The sequence below is a fragment of the Haloarchaeobius baliensis genome, from assembly GCF_052060055.1.
Lineage (GTDB): Archaea > Halobacteriota > Halobacteria > Halobacteriales > Natrialbaceae > Haloarchaeobius > Haloarchaeobius baliensis.
On sequence record NZ_JBPPFR010000001.1, the window covers coordinates 130,642 to 150,414 of the forward strand.

Annotated in this window: 19 protein-coding genes; 10 read left to right on the forward strand and 9 right to left on the reverse strand. The window is 70.9% G+C overall.

Going from position 1 to position 19,773, the window contains the following annotated elements; translation table 11 throughout:
• The first annotated feature begins 11 nt into the window (after window positions 1–11).
• Both ACSG06_RS00650 and ACSG06_RS00655 read left to right on the forward strand, forming a co-directional pair.
• A complete protein-coding gene (locus tag ACSG06_RS00650; RefSeq protein ID WP_440988329.1) occupies window positions 12–395 on the forward strand; it encodes a DUF7522 family protein in 384 nt (127 codons plus the stop codon).
• Between the two features lies 1 nt (window position 396).
• Complete coding sequence (locus ACSG06_RS00655) at window positions 397–879, forward strand: cation:proton antiporter regulatory subunit (protein WP_440988330.1); 483 nt, start codon at window positions 397–399, stop codon at window positions 877–879.
• A gap of 150 nt (window positions 880–1,029) precedes the next feature.
• Here ACSG06_RS00655 and merB read toward each other — a convergent pair whose 3' ends face one another.
• Window positions 1,030–1,662: an organomercurial lyase gene (gene merB / locus ACSG06_RS00660; protein WP_440988331.1), complete on the reverse strand. Its 633-nt coding sequence runs from the start codon at window positions 1,660–1,662 to the stop codon at window positions 1,030–1,032.
• Window positions 1,663–1,737: 75 nt separating this feature from the next.
• Here merB and ACSG06_RS00665 point away from each other — a divergent pair, with 75 nt between their 5' ends.
• Window positions 1,738–2,103, forward strand: a complete 366-nt coding sequence (locus tag ACSG06_RS00665) for a winged helix-turn-helix transcriptional regulator (protein ID WP_440988332.1) — start codon at window positions 1,738–1,740, stop codon at window positions 2,101–2,103.
• A 134-nt stretch (window positions 2,104–2,237) separates the two neighbouring features.
• Here the strand turns inward: ACSG06_RS00665 and ACSG06_RS00670 are convergent, their stop codons facing one another.
• From ACSG06_RS00670 to ACSG06_RS00685, 4 genes are all read right to left on the reverse strand, one after another.
• On the reverse strand, window positions 2,238–2,516 hold the full coding sequence (locus tag ACSG06_RS00670; RefSeq protein WP_440988333.1) for a hypothetical protein: 279 nt from the start codon (window positions 2,514–2,516) through the stop codon (window positions 2,238–2,240).
• 79 nt (window positions 2,517–2,595) lie between these two features.
• The gene (locus ACSG06_RS00675) at window positions 2,596–4,680 is read right to left on the reverse strand and encodes a RecQ family ATP-dependent DNA helicase (protein WP_440988334.1); all 2,085 of its coding nucleotides are present in this window, start codon (window positions 4,678–4,680) and stop codon (window positions 2,596–2,598) included.
• 122 nt (window positions 4,681–4,802) lie between these two features.
• Entirely contained in the window at window positions 4,803–7,244 is a 2,442-nt protein-coding gene (locus tag ACSG06_RS00680; protein ID WP_440988335.1) for a DUF2309 domain-containing protein, read from the reverse strand.
• Window positions 7,234–8,721, reverse strand: a complete 1,488-nt coding sequence (locus ACSG06_RS00685) for a proton-conducting transporter transmembrane domain-containing protein (RefSeq protein WP_440988336.1) — start codon at window positions 8,719–8,721, stop codon at window positions 7,234–7,236. Before ACSG06_RS00685 ends, ACSG06_RS00680 begins: the two co-directional genes overlap by 11 nt.
• A gap of 336 nt (window positions 8,722–9,057) precedes the next feature.
• On the opposite strand from ACSG06_RS00685, the gene ACSG06_RS00690 reads away from it, so the two are divergent.
• Window positions 9,058–10,074, forward strand: coding sequence for an amidohydrolase family protein (locus tag ACSG06_RS00690; RefSeq protein ID WP_440988337.1), 1,017 nt, complete (start codon window positions 9,058–9,060; stop codon window positions 10,072–10,074).
• Here the strand turns inward: ACSG06_RS00690 and ACSG06_RS00695 are convergent.
• Both ACSG06_RS00695 and ACSG06_RS00700 read right to left on the reverse strand, forming a co-directional pair.
• Window positions 10,071–10,553, reverse strand: a complete 483-nt coding sequence (locus tag ACSG06_RS00695; RefSeq protein ID WP_440988338.1) for an Lrp/AsnC family transcriptional regulator — start codon at window positions 10,551–10,553, stop codon at window positions 10,071–10,073. The genes ACSG06_RS00690 and ACSG06_RS00695 overlap by 4 nt on opposite strands.
• Window positions 10,554–10,654: 101 nt before the next feature.
• Window positions 10,655–12,568 carry a hypothetical protein gene (locus ACSG06_RS00700; RefSeq protein WP_440988339.1) on the reverse strand — a complete coding sequence of 638 codons (1,914 nt, stop codon included), beginning with the start codon at window positions 12,566–12,568 and terminating at the stop codon, window positions 10,655–10,657.
• A gap of 350 nt (window positions 12,569–12,918) precedes the next feature.
• Here ACSG06_RS00700 and ACSG06_RS00705 point away from each other — a divergent pair, with 350 nt between their 5' ends.
• The 6 genes from ACSG06_RS00705 to arsN2 all read left to right on the forward strand — a co-directional run bounded on the left by ACSG06_RS00705 (window position 12,919) and on the right by arsN2 (window position 16,149).
• On the forward strand, window positions 12,919–13,452 hold the full coding sequence (locus tag ACSG06_RS00705) for a halocyanin domain-containing protein (protein ID WP_440988340.1): 534 nt from the start codon (window positions 12,919–12,921) through the stop codon (window positions 13,450–13,452).
• Between the two features lie 93 nt (window positions 13,453–13,545).
• Window positions 13,546–13,962, forward strand: coding sequence for a methylated-DNA--[protein]-cysteine S-methyltransferase (locus tag ACSG06_RS00710; RefSeq protein ID WP_440990281.1), 417 nt, complete (start codon window positions 13,546–13,548; stop codon window positions 13,960–13,962).
• A 131-nt stretch (window positions 13,963–14,093) separates the two neighbouring features.
• Window positions 14,094–14,468 carry an ArsR/SmtB family transcription factor gene (locus ACSG06_RS00715; RefSeq protein WP_440988341.1) on the forward strand — a complete coding sequence of 125 codons (375 nt, stop codon included), beginning with the start codon at window positions 14,094–14,096 and terminating at the stop codon, window positions 14,466–14,468.
• Window positions 14,461–15,294 (forward strand): arsenite methyltransferase, encoded by an 834-nt coding sequence (locus tag ACSG06_RS00720; protein WP_440988342.1) that lies wholly within the window; start codon window positions 14,461–14,463, stop codon window positions 15,292–15,294. The genes ACSG06_RS00715 and ACSG06_RS00720 overlap by 8 nt, the downstream gene beginning before the upstream one ends.
• Before the next feature lie 83 nt (window positions 15,295–15,377).
• Window positions 15,378–15,671, forward strand: coding sequence for a hypothetical protein (locus ACSG06_RS00725; RefSeq protein ID WP_440988343.1), 294 nt, complete (start codon window positions 15,378–15,380; stop codon window positions 15,669–15,671).
• Entirely contained in the window at window positions 15,655–16,149 is a 495-nt protein-coding gene (gene arsN2, locus ACSG06_RS00730) for an arsenic resistance N-acetyltransferase ArsN2 (protein ID WP_440988344.1), read from the forward strand. The genes ACSG06_RS00725 and arsN2 overlap by 17 nt, the downstream gene beginning before the upstream one ends.
• Before the next feature lie 60 nt (window positions 16,150–16,209).
• Here arsN2 and ACSG06_RS00735 read toward each other — a convergent pair whose 3' ends face one another.
• Both ACSG06_RS00735 and ACSG06_RS00740 read right to left on the reverse strand, forming a co-directional pair.
• Window positions 16,210–17,472: a hypothetical protein gene (locus tag ACSG06_RS00735; protein WP_440988345.1), complete on the reverse strand. Its 1,263-nt coding sequence runs from the start codon at window positions 17,470–17,472 to the stop codon at window positions 16,210–16,212.
• 51 nt (window positions 17,473–17,523) lie between these two features.
• Window positions 17,524–19,614 carry a twin-arginine translocation signal domain-containing protein gene (locus ACSG06_RS00740; protein ID WP_440988346.1) on the reverse strand — a complete coding sequence of 697 codons (2,091 nt, stop codon included), beginning with the start codon at window positions 19,612–19,614 and terminating at the stop codon, window positions 17,524–17,526.
• Between the last annotated feature and the right edge of the window lie 159 nt (window positions 19,615–19,773).

Genomic DNA, 19,773 nt, shown 5'->3' on the forward strand with positions numbered 1-19,773 from the left:
GTAGCACCGCTATGCAGAAGTACTCCCTCGACCGGCTGGTCCCGTTCCTCGAGAACCGGTACGGGGACGACCTCCGCTGGGTCGCCAACTACAACAGCCGGACGTACGAGTACCGGTTCCACCACGTCCGCGACGACCTCACGACCGAGTTCACGGGGAACCAGCTCGACTACCTCGTCCACCGGTCGCTCGCGGTGTACAACAAGCGCCACGCCGAGGAGGTGTACTTCAACCTCGGCGCGGCGGACTCCCTCGTCGTCGACTACGAGCACGGCACCGCGCTGCACGTCTTCCTCGACGACCGACGCGGGGTCACCATCGTGGTCGAGCCGACCGTCTCGGTCACCGTCCCGGACCTCGTCGACGAGTGCCGAGAGCACATCGACGTCGCCTGAGATGAAGATCTACGAGACCGAGCTCCCGGGTACCGGCGTGCGCTACACGCTGCAGTTCGGCGACGGCGGCGCGCTCGTCGTGCTGCTGCACAACGACGGCGACCGGGAGCTGTTCTGGCGCGCCTCTGCCGACGACGACGCCGACCGGCTGTTCCGGGTCGACGAGGACGACGCGCGCAAGCTCTCGGACATCGTCGAGGGGACGTACTTCCACCCGGTCGAGGAGGGGCTGGCGGCCGTGTTCGAGGACGCCCGCATCCGATGGGTCCACGTCGCCCCCGAGGCCCCGGTCGCGGGCCGGACCGTCGGCGAGGTGAGCATCCGCTCCCGGACCGGCGTGACGGTGCTCGGCATCCGCCGCGGCGACGAGACCCGCACCGAGGTCGACGCCGGGACGGCCATCGAGCCCGACGACGTGCTCATCTGCGTCGGAAGCGAGGACGCACACGACCGGCTGCGGGACCTGCTGGTCGGCGGGTCGTAACGCCGGCGTACCGGTAGCCACACCAATCGCAGACGTGGTCGCGGCCGTCGTGGGACCCGGAGCGGATGGCCTGCGCGATGCGCCGTCCCTGCTGGAGCCGTGCGGAGCGAGCTGGAACTGGTTCCGGCAGTGGCGCACGGGCCGGGGGGACTACTCGACGAGTGCAGCGGCGATGGGTAGACCGGCCGACAGCGGCAGGCCGACCGTCGCGGCGTCGACGCTCGCCGCCCACTCCCGGTAGCGCTCGCGGGTGGGGAACGCCCGCACGTACGGACAGACGTGCCCGTACACCGTCTCGACCGTCGGGTCGGTCACGTCGGCGGCCTCGGTCGCGATGCCGAAGGACATGGCTGCCTCGGCGGGCGAACGCTCGACCGTCCCGTCCGGCGTCACGCGCAGTTCGACGGGGACGCCGCCCGGGCTCTCGGTCCGGATCTCGACCGGCTCGTCGACGAGGTACGACAGCGCGACCCCGTCGTAGAAGCAGCGGAACCGGTACGTCTCGTCGCCTGTACGGGCGACGTGGGGCGTCTCGCCGTCGACGTGACATAGGTCCGCGACGCCCAGCGCGTCGCCGTCGACCGCCGCGCGGGTGGCCGCCACGAAGTCGTCGAGGGTCTCGACCGGTCCCGCCGGGTAGAACGCGGTCATCACGCGGGCCACGTCGTCCGGGAGCCGTGCCGCACCGACCGGCCGCTCGTCGACCCAGCGGTCGACGCCGGCGGCGCCGTCGGTCGACTGTTCCACAGCGGGACCGCCACATCTGCACGTTCTGTCTGACATACGTCTTTGCTTCGACCTTCGAAGTTAAATACTGTCAACTCCGAAGTATAGAACCAGGTGCGACCAGTCGAAGCCATGTCCGAACAGCCAGCAACGACGGCGGAGACCGACGAGACGGACCGCGAACCCCCCCGCTGCTACTGCCCGCTCGGGGGCGTGATGGACCTGCTCAGCCGGAAGTACGCGATGCAGCTCGTCTGCATCGTCGGCGCGCTCGGCCCGGTCCGCTACGGCGAGATCGAGGACGCCTTCGGCGACGTGAGCAGCTCGACGCTGTCGACGCGGCTCGACGAGCTCGCCGCGGCGGGCTACCTCTCGCGCGAGCAGTACGACGAGATCCCCCCGCGCGTCGAGTACGAACTCACCGACGACGGGCTGGCGCTGTGCCGCCGGCTGGAGCCGCTGCTGGAGTGGGCCGAGGAGCAGGACCGGCTTCACTGACGCCCCGGTCGCCGTCTACGACGACCTCACGACGAGGGGCGGGGAGCTGCTCGACGCGCTGGCGGTCCTCGGCGAGTGGGCCGAGCGCCTCCCCGCTCGCTGACGCCCGCCACGACAGGGTCGACCGGATTCGGTCACTCGCCGTCGAGTGCGTCCGCGATGGCCACCAGGTCAGCCTTCCGGAACGCGCCGCCCGCCGCCTCCGGGTCGTCCTCGGCCGCCTCGCCGAGCCGCCAGCGGATACCCGCCCGCATCTGTGCCTTCGACGGGAGCGAGCCCGCCCCGATGTCGTAGTCGACGGCCTCGCAGATGGCGGCGAGCGCCTCCTTGGTGAACGCGGTCGATTCGACCCGCTCGTATCGTCCGACAGCCTCCCTGATCTCGTTCCGGAGGTCGTCGACAGTCTTCGCCATACGTCACCCGCACGGCGGAGCGTGCTGAAGATTCCGGTCGGCACGGGCTGGACGGTCGGGGGTGACGCCTGCCCCGGGCTCACCACCGCGTCCGCGTCGCCAGCGCGAACGGGTACACCGTGTCGCTGTCGGCGTCCCTGAGCGTCATCCCGGCCTCGGTGAGCGTCCAGCGCGTGTCGACCAGCTCGTCGACGAGCAGGACCGGGCCGTCCCGGAGTTCGCCGCGCACCTCGAAGACGCCCTCGACGTCCCAGCGCTTCTGGTACGAGTTCTTCAGCTCCGCGGGGGGTGCCGTCGCCTCGACCTTCGCCAGCGCGGGGACGTACGGGACGCCCAGCCCCGCCGCGATGCGGGCGGCGAGGTCCTCGACCCGCCCGTCGCCCGAGAACGACGGCACGGCCGTCACCCAGGCCGGTCGGGAGTCGGGCGCCCACTCGTCGCGGACGTGCGAGACGGCCGCGTTGACCACGCCGTCGCCGTAGGTCCCCTCGCGCTCGTACTGCTCGCGGACCCGCTCGCCAAGGCCGGGGTCGCCGTAGTTGCAGAGCGCGCGGCCATCCGCGGGTTTGCGGTCCTCTTCGATCTTCGTCTTCCCGCCCTCCCGCTGGGGCATGTAGTAGCGCGGGGAGAGCTCGCTCCACGACTCGGCCTCGTAGTGCTCGACCGCCGCCTCGACGAGGGTCTCGTCCTGCGGGGCGCGCGGGAAGAAGTCGCCGGCGCAGTTCGCGCACTGGCCGCAGGGCTCGGCGAGCGAGCCGTCGAGTACGTCGTCGACGAACCGCGTGAGGCAGCCGTCGGTGGCGACGAACTCCTGTATCTGGCGGAGCTCGCGGTAGCGCTGGGCCGTGATGGACTCGATGCGCTCGTGGTCGTAGCTCCAGCGCTTGCTGGTGCGCTCGAAGCCGTCGTCGACCCGGAGCACCGCGTTCTCCACCCGGAGGATGTTCAGGCACTTCGAGGCGACCTTCCAGGAGACGTTCGCGCGCTGGAGGATCTCGTACCTGTACAGCGGCGACTCTGCTTCCTCGATGGTCTCCAGCACGAGGTCGAAGTCGTCGGGCGAGGGGAACGCGGACTCGATGAAGTACTCGGCGATGTCGTCGTCCTCCTCGCCGGAGAGCAGGACGGCGAACGCCTCGTCGAGCCCGCGCCCGGCGCGACCGATCTCCTGGTAGTACCGGATGAGGTTCGGCGGGCGCTGGTAGTGGACGACCCAGCCGAGGTCGGGCTTGTTGAACCCCATGCCGAGGGCGTTCGTCGCGACCAGCGCATCGACCTCGTTGGCTAGCAGGGCGTCCTCGAGCTCGCTCCGGCGGTCGCCGTCCATCCCGCCGTGGTACGGCTCGACGTCGAAGCCCTGTCTGTTCAGCCACGATGCGACCACCTCGACCTCGTCCGTCGTCAGGCAGTAGACGATGCCCGACGACGGGAGGCCGTCGAGGTTCTCCGCCAGCCACGCCAGCCGGTCGGCTCTGGAGTCGAGCTCGACGGTCTGGATGCGCAGCGACTCGCGCACGAGGTCGCCCCGGACGACCCGCAGGTCCGGCACCTGTCTGGTCACGTCGTCGACCACGCGGTCGTTCGCGGTCGCCGTCGTCGCCGCGACCGGGATGTGCTCGGGCAGCTCCTGCAGGATGCGCCTGATGCGCCGGTAGTCCGGCCGGAAGTCGTGGCCCCAGTCCGAGATGCAGTGGGCCTCGTCGACGACCAGCAGGCCGAACTCCTCGCGCATCTCGGCGAGCACCTCCGCCTGGAACTCCTGGTTCGCGAGGCGCTCGGGCGAGATGAGCAGGATGTCGCAGTCGCCGTCGACGACGCGTCGCTTCGCCTCGTCCCACTCGTCGGTGTTGTTCGAGTGGATGGTGTACGCGTCGAGGTCGAGCTGGGCGCTCGCGTCCCCGATCTGGTTGCGCATGAGCGCGAGCAGCGGGCTGACGATGAGCGTCGGGCCCGCGCCGCGCTCCCGGAGCAGCTTCGTGGCGATGAAGTACACCGTGCTCTTGCCCCAGCCGGTCCGCTGGACGAGCAGCAGCCGGTCCTGCTCGTTGACCAGCCCGTCGATGGCGTCCCACTGCTGGGGGCGGAACTCGGCGTCGGGACCGATGCTCCGTTCGAGCAGCGCCTGGGCCTCCGCTCTGGTGACCTGGTCGGCGGGGGTGTTCACACCCCCTTCTCTGCTCGGCGTCGGTGATAATCCTTCGGTGCGGTGAGTGGGTGCGGAGTCGGTGGAGACGGGACGGGATGGGTGCGTCGGCGGCTGGCAGTCCGCCGGCCTCCTCCCCCGCCTCAGTCGTCCGCCGCCTGCGGCGCGACAGTCGGCTCCGCGGTCGCAGCCGCCGGCTCCGACACCGGCGCCCACTCGAGTTCGCCGGCGTAGTCGAACGCGCGGTGGTCCTGGGTCGGGTCGACCACCGTCAGCGAGAGCCAGCCGTTGTCGAGCAGGCCGGCCACGGCCGGGTTGTCGGCGAGCACGTCGGTGACGCGCTCGACGGGCGCGTGGACGACCGTCGACAGCCGGAGCGGCTGGTGGTACGGCTCGTCGTCCGCGCTGTACAGCGACTGCAGCGGGAGCCCCGCCATGAGGTCGCCGCCGTTGCCCTGGTAGACGCCGACGTTGCCGACCGGGTTCTGGGTCACCTTCGAGCCGCTGCCGTAGGCCGCGTTGTCGACCGTCGCGAAGTAGTACTGCGCGTTGATCCACTGCGTGACGACCAGCGGGCCGGCGACGATGGCCGCGAGGGCGTCGCCGTCGGGGTCGGTCGCCCAGTCGTAGGAGTGCAGGAACGACCGGCCGTCGAGGTCCAGGTCCGCGGTAAGCTCGCGCGGGCCGACGACGAAGCCGGCGTTGCCCGCCAGCCCCCACTCGGGGCGCGTCTCCGCCCAGTCGGCGGCGCGACGCTCGGTGTCGCGGACGCCCGACTCGCCGGCCGCGCCCATGTCCGCGGCGCGCTCGGCGGCGGCGTTCTCCCGGGCGGTCGCGAGGTCCGTACGGAGCCGTTCGAGGTCGGCCGCGTGGCTCTCGGGGACGTGGCCGTCGAACAGCGCGATCTCGTCGGTGGTCGTGTTGTGCTCGGCGGCGACGAAGACGGTGTCCGCCGGAATCTCGATGCCGCGCTCGCCGAGGGCCGCCCTGACGTCCTCGTCGTTGCAGATGGCCGCGAGGACACGCGCGTTCGGTCCGCCGGCGTTGCCCGCGCAGGCCCCGCAGTCGAGGCTCGAATCGAAGGGGTTGTTCGCCGTCTCGCTGGCGTGGCCGGTGAAGACGACGAGCCGGGCGAAGCGCTCCCAGCCCAGCAGCTCGAACGCCGTCGCGGCGTACTCGACCTTCTCGTCGAGCGTGAGTCCCTCCCGGAGCGCGTGGACCGAGTAGGGGTTGTAGTCGACCGACGGCTCGCAGAACTCGTGCTCGTCGGGCACGCGCTCGTCGGCCGCGTCCAGCAGGTCGTGGACGCGCCCCGGGACGAGCGTCCGGGCGGCGAGCGCGGCGCCGTAGCCCGCGCCCGCGCTCTCGACGAAGCTGAACGCGGTCGCGGCGTTCGCCTTCAGGCGCTCGACGGCGGTCCGCCCCGCCGAGAGGCTGTCCTGCCAGCGGTCGTGAGCGGCCTGCTCCTCGTCGCCGCCCACGGGGTGCTCCGCGATGCGGTGCTGGGCGTCGAGGATGGGCGGGCAGGCGTCGACGGTCACGTCGGCGCCGTAGCCGGAGTACCGCATCGGCACGCCGAAGAAGCCGGCGTAGCCGTGGGTCTCGTAGTCGCCGGTCGCCTCGACGTGCCGGCGGACGATCTCCGAGCGGGTGTCGATGCAGAACACCAGCTGTGCGTCGGGCCGGTCGCCGTCGGCGGCGCCCGTCTCGGCGGTCGACTCGCTCGCGGCGGCGACCGCGTCGACGAGCTCGTCGCGGTAGCTCGCCTCCCACGCGCTGAGCCAGACCTCTGGCAGGGGCACGTCGGCACCGGGCGTCTCGGTCCCGCCGTCGGGGCCGTCGGGCGTCTCGTCGGGGGCGACTGGCGCGTCGAACAGGTCCGCGAGCGTGAGCCTGACCGCCAGATACTCCGCGAGCGTGATGGGGTACTCGGTCTGCCAGTCGTCGCCGGCGGCGGCGCGCTGCTTGAGGAAGCCAGTCCAGCCCGGCAGCGCGGCCAGCTGGAACTCGAAGACGTCGCGCCACTCGCCGACCGGGTAGTCGGTCAGGGCCGCGCGGATGGCGGCGACCGGTTCCGCGGGCCGGTCGGCGAACGCCCCGCCGCTCGGGACGTCGCCGTCGTGGGGTGCCAGCCCCCTGACCGCCGCGTAGAACCCCTGCTCGCGGTCCGGCATCGGCCACTTCGCGCGCCCCTGGTCGAGGAACGCCGCCAGCCACTTCGTGAGGACCGCGTCGACCCGGTCGGTGGCCGTCTCCACGGCCGACCCGGGCGTGTCGACCGACTCGGCGGCGGCCAGTCGGTCGAGCGACGCGGTGGGGTCGTCGTCGTAGCCGTGGGCGGCCAGTTCCTGCCGCAACAGGTCGTCGTCGATGGCGCCGCGCTCCCACGCCGCCCGGAACACGTCGGCGCTCGGGTAGCCGGTGCCGCCGAGGGTCTGTTCGGCGTCGGCGACGGCCTCGTGGAAGGGACGGTCCTCGAAGCCGGCGAGCGGGTTGGCGGTCACGAACGAGTGCAGCGGCCAGACCGAACCGACCGCGTCGGCCGCCGCGTCGATGCGCTCCTCGATAGCGGGTTCAGTACTCATTGTAGTCCTCCGTGTCGGTCAGCAGGGTCTCGCGGGCGGGCTGGCCGGCGTTCAGCAGCGCCACGTACAGCCGCCGGCTGCGGCGGTAGACGCCGGTGTCGACGGCGAGGTACGTCAGGAGGAACGCCACGCCGACCAGGGCGTGGACCGGCGTCAGGGCAGCGTGCTCGTCGACCGCCGGGAGGCCGACCAGCAGCCCCTCGATGGCGCCGTAGACCGTGGCGTAGACGGCGATGGCGGGCAGCGCGACCAGCGGGACCGCGCCGTAGCGGACCGCCGCCGGCACGTCCGACTGCCGGACGACCTCGCGGGCGGCGTGCATGACGGTCAGGACGACGAGCCCCGCGAGCAGGAGCCCGGTGTCGAGCGCGGTTCCCTTGCCGGTGAGGGCGGCGAACAGCGCCCCGCCGGCGATGGCGGTGAGCACGACCACCGCGCCCCCGACGGGGCCGGTCGTGCCGCCGTCGCTCGTCCCGTTCGGGGCCGTGTGCTCGACGCGGCTCCCGGACGAGAGGAACTGGTACGCCTTGTAGAAGCCGTGCAGGATCAGGTGGGTGATGGCGGCCGCGAAGAAGCCCAGGCCGGCCTGCATGAGCATGAAGCCCATCTGGCCGACCGTCGAGCAGCCGAGTGTGCCCTTGATGTCCGTCTGGACCGTCTTCAGTAGCTTCCCGCCGAGCGCGCTGGCCGCCCCGACGAGCACCACCGCGAGCATGACCGCGGGTTCGACGGTGACGACCGGTGCGAACCGCACCAGCAGGATGCCGCCCGCGTTGACGAACCCGGCGTGCATCAGCGCCGAGGCCGGGGTGGGTGCGGTCATCGACGAGAGCAGCCACGTGTGGAACGGGAGGAGCGCGGACTGCACCATCGCCGCCACCACGAGCGCACCGGCGGCGACGAGGACCACCAGCGGCGACGCGCCGTCGACGGTCGCCGCGACCCCCGAGACGGTTGTCGCCCCCGTCTCCCACCAGAGCGTCGCGAGCGCGACCCCGAGCAGCGCGCTGCTCGCGAGGAAGTGGCGCCGGGCGAGCGCCCCCGCGGCCCGGGCCTGCGGCCATCCCTCGACGTGGCCGATGAGGTCGGCCATCAGGAGCCCCATCGCGAGCCACGCGAGCCAGAACAGGACGAGGCTCTCGGCCGCGACCAGCACCAGCACGACCAGCGTGAACGCGAACACGCGGCCGAAGAAGCGGTCGATGGTCTCGCTCCCGGCCATGTAGCGCCGCGCGTAGCTGTGGACGATACCGCCGAAGAAGGTCACAGCAGCCCACAGCACGACGGTCAGCCCGTCGACGGCCACGACCCCGGCCAGCTCCCAGCCCTCGCCGCGCCACCACCGGAGGCCGAGCACGACGAGGCTCAGGGCCCACAGCAGCCACACGACTCGGGTCAGCGTCGCCGGCAGCCGAGCGCGGTCGCGGTCCGGAGTCGGAAGCTGTCCCACCGTCGTCGTCCGTTCGTCTCCTGTCATCGGTTGCTCCGTCGTCGGCCACGACCGCCGCCGGGTCCATCCCGGCCGTCTCGGCCCTGGCCGTTCTTACCAGCCTGTACGAACGGATTGGTTATTAAAGCTTTCTAGTCTACCAGATTGTTCTGCAAACTTTGCCACTATGACCATAATGGTCGTTCACTCGGGTTCGCTGGTCGCCGGCGACGCCCCGTCTCGCGCGGGAATACGCGGCCGGGTGAGAACCACACGCACCACCCCCTGCCACGAACAGATGCGCAGAACAGCCCGGACTGGTTCCCGAACTGTTCGGGTGGTGCCGATGACAAACCATATCGTTCCGGGGCGTCGGGTTCCGGTATGGACGAGCTGACGGGGACCATCCTGGCGGGGGAGTCGTTCGAGCCGATACGGGGCCGCGTCGTCGTCGAGGACGGCCGTATCGCCGCTATCGAGGAGGCGCCGGTCGAGAGCGACGCCATCGTCATGCCGGCGTTCGTCAACGCCCACACGCACCTCGGCGACTCCGTGGCGAAGGACGCCGCCGTCGGGCTCTCGCTCGAGGAGGCGGTCGTCCCACCGGACAGCCTGAAGCACCGCCGGCTCGCCGCCGCCAGCCACGACGAGCTGGTGACCGCGATGCGCCGGACGCTCCGGCACGTCGGGCGGACCGGCACCGTCTCCTGTCTGGACTTCCGCGAGTTCGGTGTCGAGGGGGCACGTGCGCTCCGCGAGGCCGCCGCCCCGCTCGACGTCGAGGCGTTCATCTTCGGGAGCGACGACCCGGCGGTGCTCGACGTCGCCGACGGCTACGGCGCCAGCGGCGCGAACGACGACGACTTCACCGCGGAGCGCGCGGCCGCCAGCGAACGCGACGTCCCGTTCGCCATCCACGCCGGCGAGCCCGACGCGACGGACATCCACCCCGCGCTCGACCTCGACCCTGACCTGCTGATCCACATGGTCCACGCCGAGGGCGAGCACCTCGACCGGGTCGCCGACCAGTCGGTCCCGGTCGTCGCCTGCCCGCGGACGAACGCCGTCCTCGACGTCGGCACGCCGCCGATACGCGACCTGCTCGACCACACGAGCGTCGCGCTCGGCACGGACAACGTCATGCTGAACCCGCCGTCGATGTTCCGCGAGATGGCGTACACGGAGCGCGAGTTCGACGTGACGCCCCGGGAGGTGCTGCGGATGGCGACGACCGCCGGCGCGGAGATCGCCGGTCTGGACTGCGGCGTCATCGAGCCCGGCCGACGGGCGGCGCTCACCGTGCTCGACGGCGACTCGGACAACCTGGCCGGCTCGGCCGACCCGGTGGCGGCGGTGGTCCGCCGGGCGACCGAACTGGACGTGGAACGCGTGCTGTTCTAGTCGTCGGTGCCGGCCTGCTCGGGGTCGAACTTGCCGAAGGGCTTCATCTCGTGGCTGCGGACGAGGACCTCGTCGGCGACCGTGACGCCCAGGTCCAGCAGCGCCTGTGCGACCGGCGTGATGTCGTCGTCGGACTCGCCGACCGCCGTCACGAGGAGGTTCTGCTCGCCCGTCACGAGCTCCTGGACGGAGACGACGCCCTCGATCTCCATGATCTCGGGCAGGAGCTCGCCACGCTCGGGGATCGACGCGGTGCAGAACAGCAGCATCCGGAGCGGATAGCCCGACCGCTGGTAGTCCACGTCGGCGCTGTAGCCCTTGATGATGCCCTCGGACTCGAGCCGCTGGATTCGCTTGCGGACGGTGCTGTCGGACGTCCCGGTTCGCTCCGCGATGTCGCCCGAGGACATGTTGCGGGCGTCCTCCTGGAGCGCGTACAGGATGGCGCTGTCCACGTCGTCGATCTCCTCGTCGCTCATACGCGTACTGCGGCGCACGGCCACTTTACCTTTGTACGTTGGGGGACCGTCCGTCGCGGTCCGATGCAGCCTCGCGAGGGATGGCGGCAGGGGGCGCCCGGTCAGTAGCCGCTGAGGTTGAACTCGGCCAGCTGGGTGAACGTCGTCATGCCGGAGCTGTGGGGAACCTCGTCGGTCCGGCCCTCCATCAGGAGCCAGAACAGCACCGACTCGCCCTGGATGGACTCGCCGTCGACGTACTGCGCGGGGTGGTAGAAGCCGAGCTCGGCCTGGGCGTTGAGCACCCGCAGCGCCTCGCCGATCTCGTTCTCGTGCGGGCGGACGACGACGGCCTCCTGCGTGTCGTCGAGCGGCACGTCGATGGTCTCGCTCCCGTCGGGGTTGGAGAAGCGGACGACGCTCTCCTCGTCGCCGACGAGGTAGAACTCCGACTCGGGCGTCGTCCAGTCGTCGCCGTCGAACACCTGCGTCGTGACGCCGTCGGTCGTCCCTGGCGTCGGGACGGTGAGCCAGTTCTCGAGGTAGTACTGGGCGGGCCCGCTGTGCTCGCGGTCGCGGTAGGAGTAGAACTCGGTGACGTAACCCGGTCCCTGGCGCATCCACACCGGCATGAACACGCCGTCCTCGTAGAACTGGTAGTTGATGTAGTAGTTGTACGGTGCGAAGCGGTGCCCGGAGTGGAAGTCGCGGGCGTTCTCCACCGCCCCGGTGTGGTAGTGCGTGCGGATGTTGAAGCCGCTCGGCCGGCCGTCCTCGGCGGGGTACTGGGTCGAGCCGAGGATGCCCGGACCACCGAGGCTGAGGCTGTGGATGTCCCAGAACAGCAGCTCGCCGCTGAACACCGGCTCGTCGGTCGGGAACATGAACTCCCGCGTGTTCCGGCCGTTGCGCTCGGGGAGGTCGTAGCCGGTCGACGTGCTGAACGGGGCGGTGAGCGAGAACACCGGCGAGCCGTTGTAGCTCGCGCTCACCTCGGCCCCGACGGTGCGCGGGCCGGACCACTCGACGGTCCAGCCGTCCTGTTCGATGGTGCTCGGTGGCTCCTCGATGCGGTGGTAGCCGTTCGGCGCCGTGATCTGCGGGCGCTGCAGCATCGGCGGGACGGGCACCTCGCCGAGCACCGACTCGCCGGTGGGGTTCGTGTCCCGGGCGAGCTGCATGATGGGGTGCTCGACGAAGTCCTCGACGACGTGCAGGTCGAGCAGCTCGAGCTCCTCGCCCGCGACGTAGATGAAGCCACTGACGACGAACAGCTGGTCGCCGTCGTACACGTAGTAGATGACGTTCGACACCTCGCCGTGGGGGTAGTCCTCGTACGCGGTGATGATCTCCGCCGCCTTCACCATCGGGTACCACTCGTTGCCCTCGAGGTGCTGCCAGACCTCGTCCATGTCGAGGACGAAGTCGTGGCGCGCCCGCTGGGTCTCGTTCCAGCCGCCGCGTGGCCACGAGACGTCGGTCGGGTCGGTGATGTGGAGCCCGAGCAGCTCGTCGGTGCGCCGGTCGACCAGGCCGTACGCCACCTGTCGGTCCGTCGCCGTCACGTCGAACTCCCCGGACTCGCGGCCGCCCTCGACGGTCATCCCGGTCGTGCCCTGGACGCTGACGGCGTCGAGCCGGTTGGTCAGCGGGTCGTACGCCTCGAACGACGCGACCCAGTCGCTGGCGAGGTCGTTGACCGCGGGGTCCGCGACCAGCGCCTCGACCGCCTGTCGCTTCCGGTAGCTCCACAGCTCCCGGAAGCCGAACTCGCTGACGTCCCGCGGCCCGATCCGCCGGGCCGAGGTGATGCGTTCGCCCGGCTCCGGCGGGTCGTCCGGCTGCTCGGTCTGGGTCTCGGTGGCCTCGGCCGTCGTCGTCGGTGGCGTCGTCGCCGTCTCGGTCGGGGTATCCGTCGCGCCGTCCCCCGACGCGTTACAGCCCGCGAGCCCGGTGCCCGCGGCGACGCTCATCGCCGCGAGGAACCGTCGCCTGCTCGTCTCCTCGATCCGGTCGCGGAGGTCCTCGTGTGTCATGAGTTAGCACACTAGGGAGTCGGCTATGCCGCATAAATCCGGGTGACCTTTGAACCGCACGGCGGCGGAAACCGTGGCCTAGACGTGTCGACGAGCCAAGAGACGGGACCGCGGCTGTGGCGTCGCCGCCCGGTGCCTGTCGCCCGCGCCACGCCACGGTCGCCGGCTCGCCTCGCTGCTCCGGGTAGGCCACCCGTACCGACCGGGACGCCCGGCCGTCGGGGGACGAGGGCCGTCGACGAGCCGCCCCGACCGGCGAGATGGTGCCCGTCTACGGGCCGAGTAGTATCCGATTACTCCCTGTACGTTCCCAACTACTATTGCAGTGCTCTCCGAGGGTCGTACCGACAATGAGCCACCGCTGTAGCCGTCGTGCGGCCGTCCGGAGCGCCTGCGTCGTGTTCCTCGGTGGGGTCGCCGGCTGTCTCGGCGGCGATTCGACCGACGGGGGCACGGACCAGCCCGCGACGACCACCGAAGCCACGGCGGCGACGACGCAGGCGACGACCGCCCCCGCGACGACGACCGCCAGCCAGCCGACGGTCGAGGAGTTCCTCGCGGACACGAGCAACTTCGACGGCGTCGTCGACCGCACCGGGAGCGACGCCGTCGGCGTCGACGTCGGCGTGGAGGCCAACGGCGCGTTCTTCGGCTTCGGCCCGGCCGCCGTCCGTGTCGACCAGGGGACCACCGTCACCTGGACGTGGACCGGTCAGGGCAGCACCCACAACGTCGTCGCCAGACACGGCGCCGAGTTCGCGAGCGAGCAGACCAGCGAGGCGGGCCACACCTTCGAGCACGTCTTCGAAGAGCCCGGCACCGTGCTCTACGTCTGTGAACCACACGAGGGCGTCGGGATGAAGGGCGCGGTCGTCGTGGTGTGACGGCTCTCACCGCCCCGCTCGGCCGCGTCGGTCGCCGGGACGAGTCGTTATATGCCACAGCGACGTACGGACGGCCACGACCCACCGACACCCATGCACGTCTCCATCCTCGGTAGCTCGCTCGAGATCGACGAGTCCGCCATCGCCGAACCCCCCGCCACCGTCCGCGAGCAGGTCCGCGAGTACGAACGGGGCGAGCGCGAGACGTTCGACCTGACGGTCTCCACGCCCGAGAACATGACCGGTGATGTGATGGCGGCCATGGCCGACATCCCCTTCGGCGAGACGCGCACGTACGGCGAGCTCGCGGCAGAACTCGACACCGCCCCCGTCGCCGTTGGGCAGGCGTGTGGACGCAACCCCGTGCCGCTGGTCGTCCCCTGCCACCGCGTCGTGGGCAGCGATGGCGGGCTCCGGGGCTACTCGGGCGGCGACGGGGTGGACACGAAGCGTCGGCTCCTCGACTTCGAGCAGGGGACGACGCAGGCGCGGCTCTCGACCGACTCGTAGCGAACGCGCTCGCGTCCACACGCCGAGACCCGTATCTCTCCCCCGTAGAGCTCCCGCTGATGCCTTCTGTGGAGCGGAGTGGCCGACCCCAACCATTATATTAGCAGACTCTAATATTAGCATATGCTAAAATGAGCGACCAGTCCACGACCGGGCGGCAGACCGACGCACAGGACCAGCCGGGCTGCTGTTCGGGCAGTCACGCGCATTCGCTGCCGGAATCGGCGGTCGCCACCGACGTCGAGCTGCTCGCGACGCTCGGGAACGACACCCGGTACGAGGCGCTCCGCGTCATCGCCGAGGCCGAGGCCGACGTCTGCGTCTGCGAGATCGAGCCCGCACTCGGCGTGAGCCAGGGCGCGGTCAGCCAGGCGCTCTCCCGGCTGTTCAGCGCCGGCCTCGTCGAGCGCCGGAAGGAGGGTCGCTGGCGGTACTACTCCCCGACGCCGCGGGCGGAGCGCCTGCTCGCTGCACTCGACGACACGAGGACCACCGACCATGACTGAGACGCCATCCACCACCGACGGTCTCGACGCGGCAACACAGCGGACCGCCGTCCGCGAACGCTACGCACGCATCGCCGAGGAGTCGGCGTCGTGCTGTGACGACACCGCAGCCTGCTGCGGCGAGACGACCGCCGCCGATTCCGGGACCGAGGTCTCGAAGCAACACGGCTACTCGGCCGCCGACCTCGCCGCCGTCGACGGCGACGCGAACCTGAACCTCGGCTGTGGCAACCCCACCGCCATCGCCAGCCTCGACGCCGGCGACACCGTCCTCGACCTCGGCTCCGGCGGCGGCTTCGACTGCTTCCTCGCCGCCCGCGAGGTCGGCCCGGAGGGTCGCGTCGTCGGCGTCGACATGACGCCCGAGATGGTCGAGACGGCCCGCGAGAACGTCGGCGAGAACGACGCGAGCAACGTCGAGTTCCGCCTCGGCGAGATCGAGCACCTCCCGGTCGCCGACGCGTCCGTCGACGTCGTCATCTCGAACTGCGTCGTCAACCTCTCCCCGGACAAGTCGCAGGTGTTCCGCGAGGCCTACCGCGTGCTCCGGCCGGGCGGTCGCGTCGCCATCTCCGACGTCGTCCTGACCGCCGAGCTCCCGGCCGACCTGCGCGTCGACCCGGAATCGGTCGCGGGCTGTGTCGCTGGCGCGGCCTCGATTCCGGCACTCGAATCCATGCTGACCGAGGCCGGATTCGTCGACGTCGCCATCGAGCCGAAGGCCGACAGCGAGGCGTTCATCCGCGAGTGGGACGACGCGCTCGACCTGAGCGACTACCTCGTCTCCGCGACCATCGAGGCCGAACGCCCGGAGGTGGGTGCGTAGCGCAGGGGCGACGCCCACCCGCACCCGGACGGACCCGACGGCCGCACCGCCCGCCAGCCACTCCCGACAACGAACCCATCCCGATGTCACGACCACCACTCGACCCGCGAACCCGCCAGTTCGCCGACCGACCCACGTGGCGCCGCATCGCCGCCAGCTACCTGCTCGTCGCCGCGATTCCACTCGCGCTGTTGGCCATCCACCAGCCGCTCGCAGTCGCCGCGATGCTCGTCGCCCTCGGTACGCTCGTCACCGGCGGCCGGCACGCGTACCGCCTGGTCCAGTGCGTCCGGAACTGCACGCGCATCACGTTCGAACTGTTCGGCGGCACCGAGATCACGGTGCGACAGCCCCCCGCAGATGACGTCTGCTGCTGACCCCCGCGACGCCGTGACCGACCTCACCCTGCGGCGAGCGGCCGCGTCCGAGTACTCCCGTGTCGAGTCCCTGCTGGCGGCGAACGACCTCCCGCACGAGGACGTGCGAGACGGCCCCGCCGAGTTCTTCCTCGCGTCCCCCGCTGCCGCGGAAGACACCGACGACGTGACCCCCGTCGGCATCGGCGGCGTCGAACGCCACGGCACGGACGGCCTGCTCCGCTCGCTCGTCGTCGCCGAGGAGTATCGAGGAGCCGGCTACGGCACGGCGCTCTGTGACGCCCTCGAAACGTACGCCCGGGACAACGGCGTCGAGACGCTGTACCTGCTGACGACGACCGCCGCCCCGTTCTTCCGAGGCCGTGGCTACGAGACCGTCGAGCGCGACGCCGTCCCGGACCGGATCCGGGACACGACGGAGTTCGCCGAGCTCTGTCCGTCGTCGGCGACCTGCATGACGCGGGCCCTCGGTCGGTAGTGTGCGCCCCCGGGCGGCGGTGCCGGCTCGCTGTCCGGCCGCCGGCCGCCCTGCTGGTCCCTATCGCCCCTCGGTAGCGCGCCGCAGTCGGTCCGCGACGTATCCGGGGGACTCGACGAACGCGAGCCGCTGTCGGGAGAATCCGTAGGGCGACTGTTCGACGTCGAGGTCGGTGCGGTCGAGCCTGACCGTCGCCGCGTCGGTGCCTGGTGGTGCCGCCCAGGCGTCTCGCTCGACAGAGACATCCCGAACCGCGTCCAGCGACGCCCGCCACTGGACGGCGTCGAGCCGCGTGTCGTACGCCACGAGCTCGTCGTCGTAGAGCCGGTAGTCCATCGCGCCGAAGGCGAGCTCGAAGTGGCCGATGCCGAGGAGTGCGAACCAGAGCGCGGCCACGACGAGCCCGCCCGCGGCACCGACGGCGAGCGCCACGGGCTGTCCGAGTCCGGCTCCACCGGCGACCAGCACGCCGCCGACGCCGAACACGACCACGGCCGTGAGTCGGGCGGCGACGTTGAGCACGTCCCACGCGAGTCGCGGCAGCAGCCCGTCGAGCACGCCGGCGAGCCGTGTCGCGCGTGGCTCCGCCCGGAACCGCTCGGTCGGCTGCCCCGGGGGTTCGGACAGTTCGAACGGCGTCGCCCCGCTCGGCGGGTCGCACTGGCGGACGCCCCAGGCGACCCGCCCGACGACGAGCAGGAGCGCGAGCGCTGCGAAGCCGGCCGTCGGGTCGAATCCCGCACTCCGGTGGACGGTGTCGACGGCGACGACCGGGACCGCAAGCAGGACCGAGGCGACCCACCACGTGAACGGGACGGCTTCGGTCGCAGGCGGGCGGTCCGAGGAGACGAACTCCCGGAACCGCCAGCCGTGTCTCACCACGACGGCCAGCCCACCGACGGCGAACAGGCCGTTCGTGGGCCACGCGGCGACGGCGAACGGCGGCTCGAGCACCGTCGCGGTCAGGGCGACCGCGAGCGCGCTCAGGGAGACGGCGAAGGCGCCGACCGCGCCCGGCTTGAGGTTGTACACCGCGATGGGTGGCAGTCGCCTGGTCGGCCGCCACGTGCCGAGCTTCGGGACGAGGAAGCGGAACGGGTTCGGGTCGCCGTTCCGGGCGATGGCGGGTGGCCCTGTCGGGGAGTACGACTCCCGCGGCGCCGCGACGACGGTCTCACCGACCTGTCGGAGCGTTCCGACGAGCACGTCGGCCCAGTACAGCAGCAGGACGACGTAGAGCGGCGATGGGTGGAGTGCGATGGTGGCGACTGCGACGAGGTCGACGCTGCTGCCGGCGACGCGTCGGAACATTCCTGGGTTCATGTCGAGTGGGGTTGCGACGACTGGAAAGAATTTCGTTGGCCTTCGCTGGCTTCAGCAGGGGTCGATCTCGGCGACGACGTCGCCGTCGCACAGCTGGTTCTGCACGTCGTGGTAGCCGAAGTACTGCGAGCCGAACTGGATGAGCACCTCCATCGCGACGGTGCACACCACGGCGGCCGGCAGCGCTGGGGCGAAGTAGAAGCAGACGTACGACGCGCCCTCGGAGAGCACGAAGTCGCGGAGGAAGATGGCGAGGAACACACAGCCAGCGCACCAGAACCCGGTGTTCATCGCCTCGGGGAGCCCGGCGCTCGCGAGGCTCACCAGCCCGACGGAGCCGGCGATGTTGAACCGCCAGACCAGCTTCGCCGAGCGCCCGATGTTCGCGTCGGGCAGATTCTCCGCCAGCCCGGCGATCAGGTAGGGCGACGAGATGACGATGTTCTGGGCGGTGATCGCGACCTTGTCAAGCTGTCCCTCGAACACGTCCCACAGGAACAGTGCGGTGTCGTAGACGTCCGCGCCGATGTCCTCCAGGATGTTCTTCACGTCGTTGAGGAACGAGAGGAAGCCCTGCGTGGTCACGTCCTCCTGCGTCAACTGCTGCTCCAGGTCACCGAGGTCCGACGGCCGCACCTGCTGGTTCGGGTTCGCCGTCCCGGCGAACAGCGCCGCGGTGTGCTCGACGTCGTCGGTGGCGGACTCGTCTGCGGACCGGGTGACCGGCATCGTCTCGCGCTCGCGCTGGAGCGTGTCGGTCCCCCGACCGATCGGGAGGCTCACGGCCTCGACCGTCATCCGCTCGTCCGCGAACTCCCGGTACCGGACGCCCGCGTGCTCGACGCCCCGCGAGGTCTGGCGGACGGACACCACGCCACCGTCACCTCGCTCCAGGTTCGCCAGCTGGAGCTCGACCGACCGGACGGTCACGGTCCCGTCCGCGACGACCTCCTCGCCGGCGATGCCGGCGGCGTCGTGGCGCACGCGCCCCGCCGCGATGCCCGCCAGTCGCTGGAAGGCGTCGGTCCGCTCGACCGTCGCCGCCGCCTGCAGTGCCGTGGACTCTTCTGCCGCGGGATACGCGTCCTGCGCCAGCTCGACGGTCAGGTCGTCGATGGTGATCCGCACGACCTCACCGAACGGGACCGCGACCGACTCCTCGCCCGCCGACGGCGAGAGCGTGGCCGTGTCGAACGCCTCGCCGTCCACGACCAGGCCCTTCGTGGTCTCGACGGCGACCCTCGTCCCGCGGTCCTGGGGTGCGCTGGTGACGACCTCGTTCTGCACGTCGTCGATCTCCACCCGGGCACCGTTCGGATGTTCGACGGCCGTGACGTGGCCGGCGTACCGGGCGACCGTCCGGCCGTGGAACGCGGGAGCGGTGTCGGTTCCGACCCGGTCCGACCCCTGCGTCTCGACAGCCCGCGTCGTCTCGATGGTGTACGGGGCTCGCGACTCGCAGGTGGCCGTGAACTCGTGCGGCAGTGTCGACGGCAGCACGTCGTCGGCCTCGACCCGCGTCCCGTTCCGTCGAACTCTCGCGTTGCCGTCGAGCTCGAAATGGGTGAGCTCGCCCGCGTACGACAGGACGTGCGTCTCCCGCGTCCGGGCCGTCGCCGTCCGCGCGTTGGGCTGCTCCGCGGTCCCCCGGTCGACCTCGACTGCACCGCTCGCGGACACGTCGTACCTGACCTCGCCGCGCGGCACGATCTCGAGCGTCTGCTGCGGGAACTGTCCGACGTCGAAGGGCTCTCCGTCGACCATGACCCGCGCGTTGCCGTCGACCGAGAGCTCGGTGAACTCGCCCGTGAACTGGAACGTCCGCGAGTCGCCGACCACCGTCTCCGACGCGGTGCCGTTCGAGACCGCTGCCTCCGGTGCGTCCTCGGCCGTCAGCAGCCCGGTGACGGCCAGGGAGTAGCGAGCCCGGCCGACGGCCTGGATCTCGACCGTGCGGTCGAGCTCTGTGTCGGCCCGTGTGTCACCGAAGCGCTGCACGTCGTCGGCTTCCGCGAGGGTACTCATGGTGGCCGTTCCGGTGGCCCCCGCGGCGCCGACTGCGCCGATCGATTTGAGGACATCTCTTCGAGACGAATCTGGGTTCTGTTTAGCCATCCAATCGCCTGATATAACCGATGGCATTTCAACAGTTTGATTTCAGTTGGCTTTGGAAATTGCCACCGGCCCCGGCTTCTCGGTTCGTGTATCGGACGCGACCTCGCGTCAGTGTTCGGCGGACTGCCGTCTGCCCCCGGGCTCGCTTTACTCAGTGGGGTCGGCCGGTGCCACTGATGCGCTCGA

Excerpts from the sequence above, each read along its gene's own strand:
- ACSG06_RS00650 (WP_440988329.1), top strand. The coding sequence starts at position 12 with ATGCAGAAGTACTCCCTCGACCGGCTGGTCCCGTTCCTCGAGAACCGG.
- ACSG06_RS00655 (WP_440988330.1), top strand. The coding sequence starts at position 397 with ATGAAGATCTACGAGACCGAGCTCCCGGGTACCGGCGTGCGCTACACG.
- merB (WP_440988331.1), bottom strand. The coding sequence starts at position 1,662 with ATGTCAGACAGAACGTGCAGATGTGGCGGTCCCGCTGTGGAACAGTCG.
- ACSG06_RS00665 (WP_440988332.1), top strand. The coding sequence starts at position 1,738 with ATGTCCGAACAGCCAGCAACGACGGCGGAGACCGACGAGACGGACCGC.
- ACSG06_RS00670 (WP_440988333.1), bottom strand. The coding sequence starts at position 2,516 with ATGGCGAAGACTGTCGACGACCTCCGGAACGAGATCAGGGAGGCTGTC.
- ACSG06_RS00680 (WP_440988335.1), bottom strand. The coding sequence starts at position 7,244 with ATGAGTACTGAACCCGCTATCGAGGAGCGCATCGACGCGGCGGCCGAC.
- ACSG06_RS00685 (WP_440988336.1), bottom strand. The coding sequence starts at position 8,721 with ATGACAGGAGACGAACGGACGACGACGGTGGGACAGCTTCCGACTCCG.
- ACSG06_RS00690 (WP_440988337.1), top strand. The coding sequence starts at position 9,058 with ATGGACGAGCTGACGGGGACCATCCTGGCGGGGGAGTCGTTCGAGCCG.
- ACSG06_RS00695 (WP_440988338.1), bottom strand. The coding sequence starts at position 10,553 with ATGAGCGACGAGGAGATCGACGACGTGGACAGCGCCATCCTGTACGCG.
- ACSG06_RS00700 (WP_440988339.1), bottom strand. The coding sequence starts at position 12,568 with ATGACACACGAGGACCTCCGCGACCGGATCGAGGAGACGAGCAGGCGA.
- ACSG06_RS00705 (WP_440988340.1), top strand. The coding sequence starts at position 12,919 with ATGAGCCACCGCTGTAGCCGTCGTGCGGCCGTCCGGAGCGCCTGCGTC.
- ACSG06_RS00710 (WP_440990281.1), top strand. The coding sequence starts at position 13,546 with ATGCACGTCTCCATCCTCGGTAGCTCGCTCGAGATCGACGAGTCCGCC.
- ACSG06_RS00715 (WP_440988341.1), top strand. The coding sequence starts at position 14,094 with ATGAGCGACCAGTCCACGACCGGGCGGCAGACCGACGCACAGGACCAG.
- ACSG06_RS00720 (WP_440988342.1), top strand. The coding sequence starts at position 14,461 with ATGACTGAGACGCCATCCACCACCGACGGTCTCGACGCGGCAACACAG.
- ACSG06_RS00725 (WP_440988343.1), top strand. The coding sequence starts at position 15,378 with ATGTCACGACCACCACTCGACCCGCGAACCCGCCAGTTCGCCGACCGA.
- arsN2 (WP_440988344.1), top strand. The coding sequence starts at position 15,655 with ATGACGTCTGCTGCTGACCCCCGCGACGCCGTGACCGACCTCACCCTG.
- ACSG06_RS00735 (WP_440988345.1), bottom strand. The coding sequence starts at position 17,472 with ATGAACCCAGGAATGTTCCGACGCGTCGCCGGCAGCAGCGTCGACCTC.
- ACSG06_RS00740 (WP_440988346.1), bottom strand. The coding sequence starts at position 19,614 with ATGCCATCGGTTATATCAGGCGATTGGATGGCTAAACAGAACCCAGAT.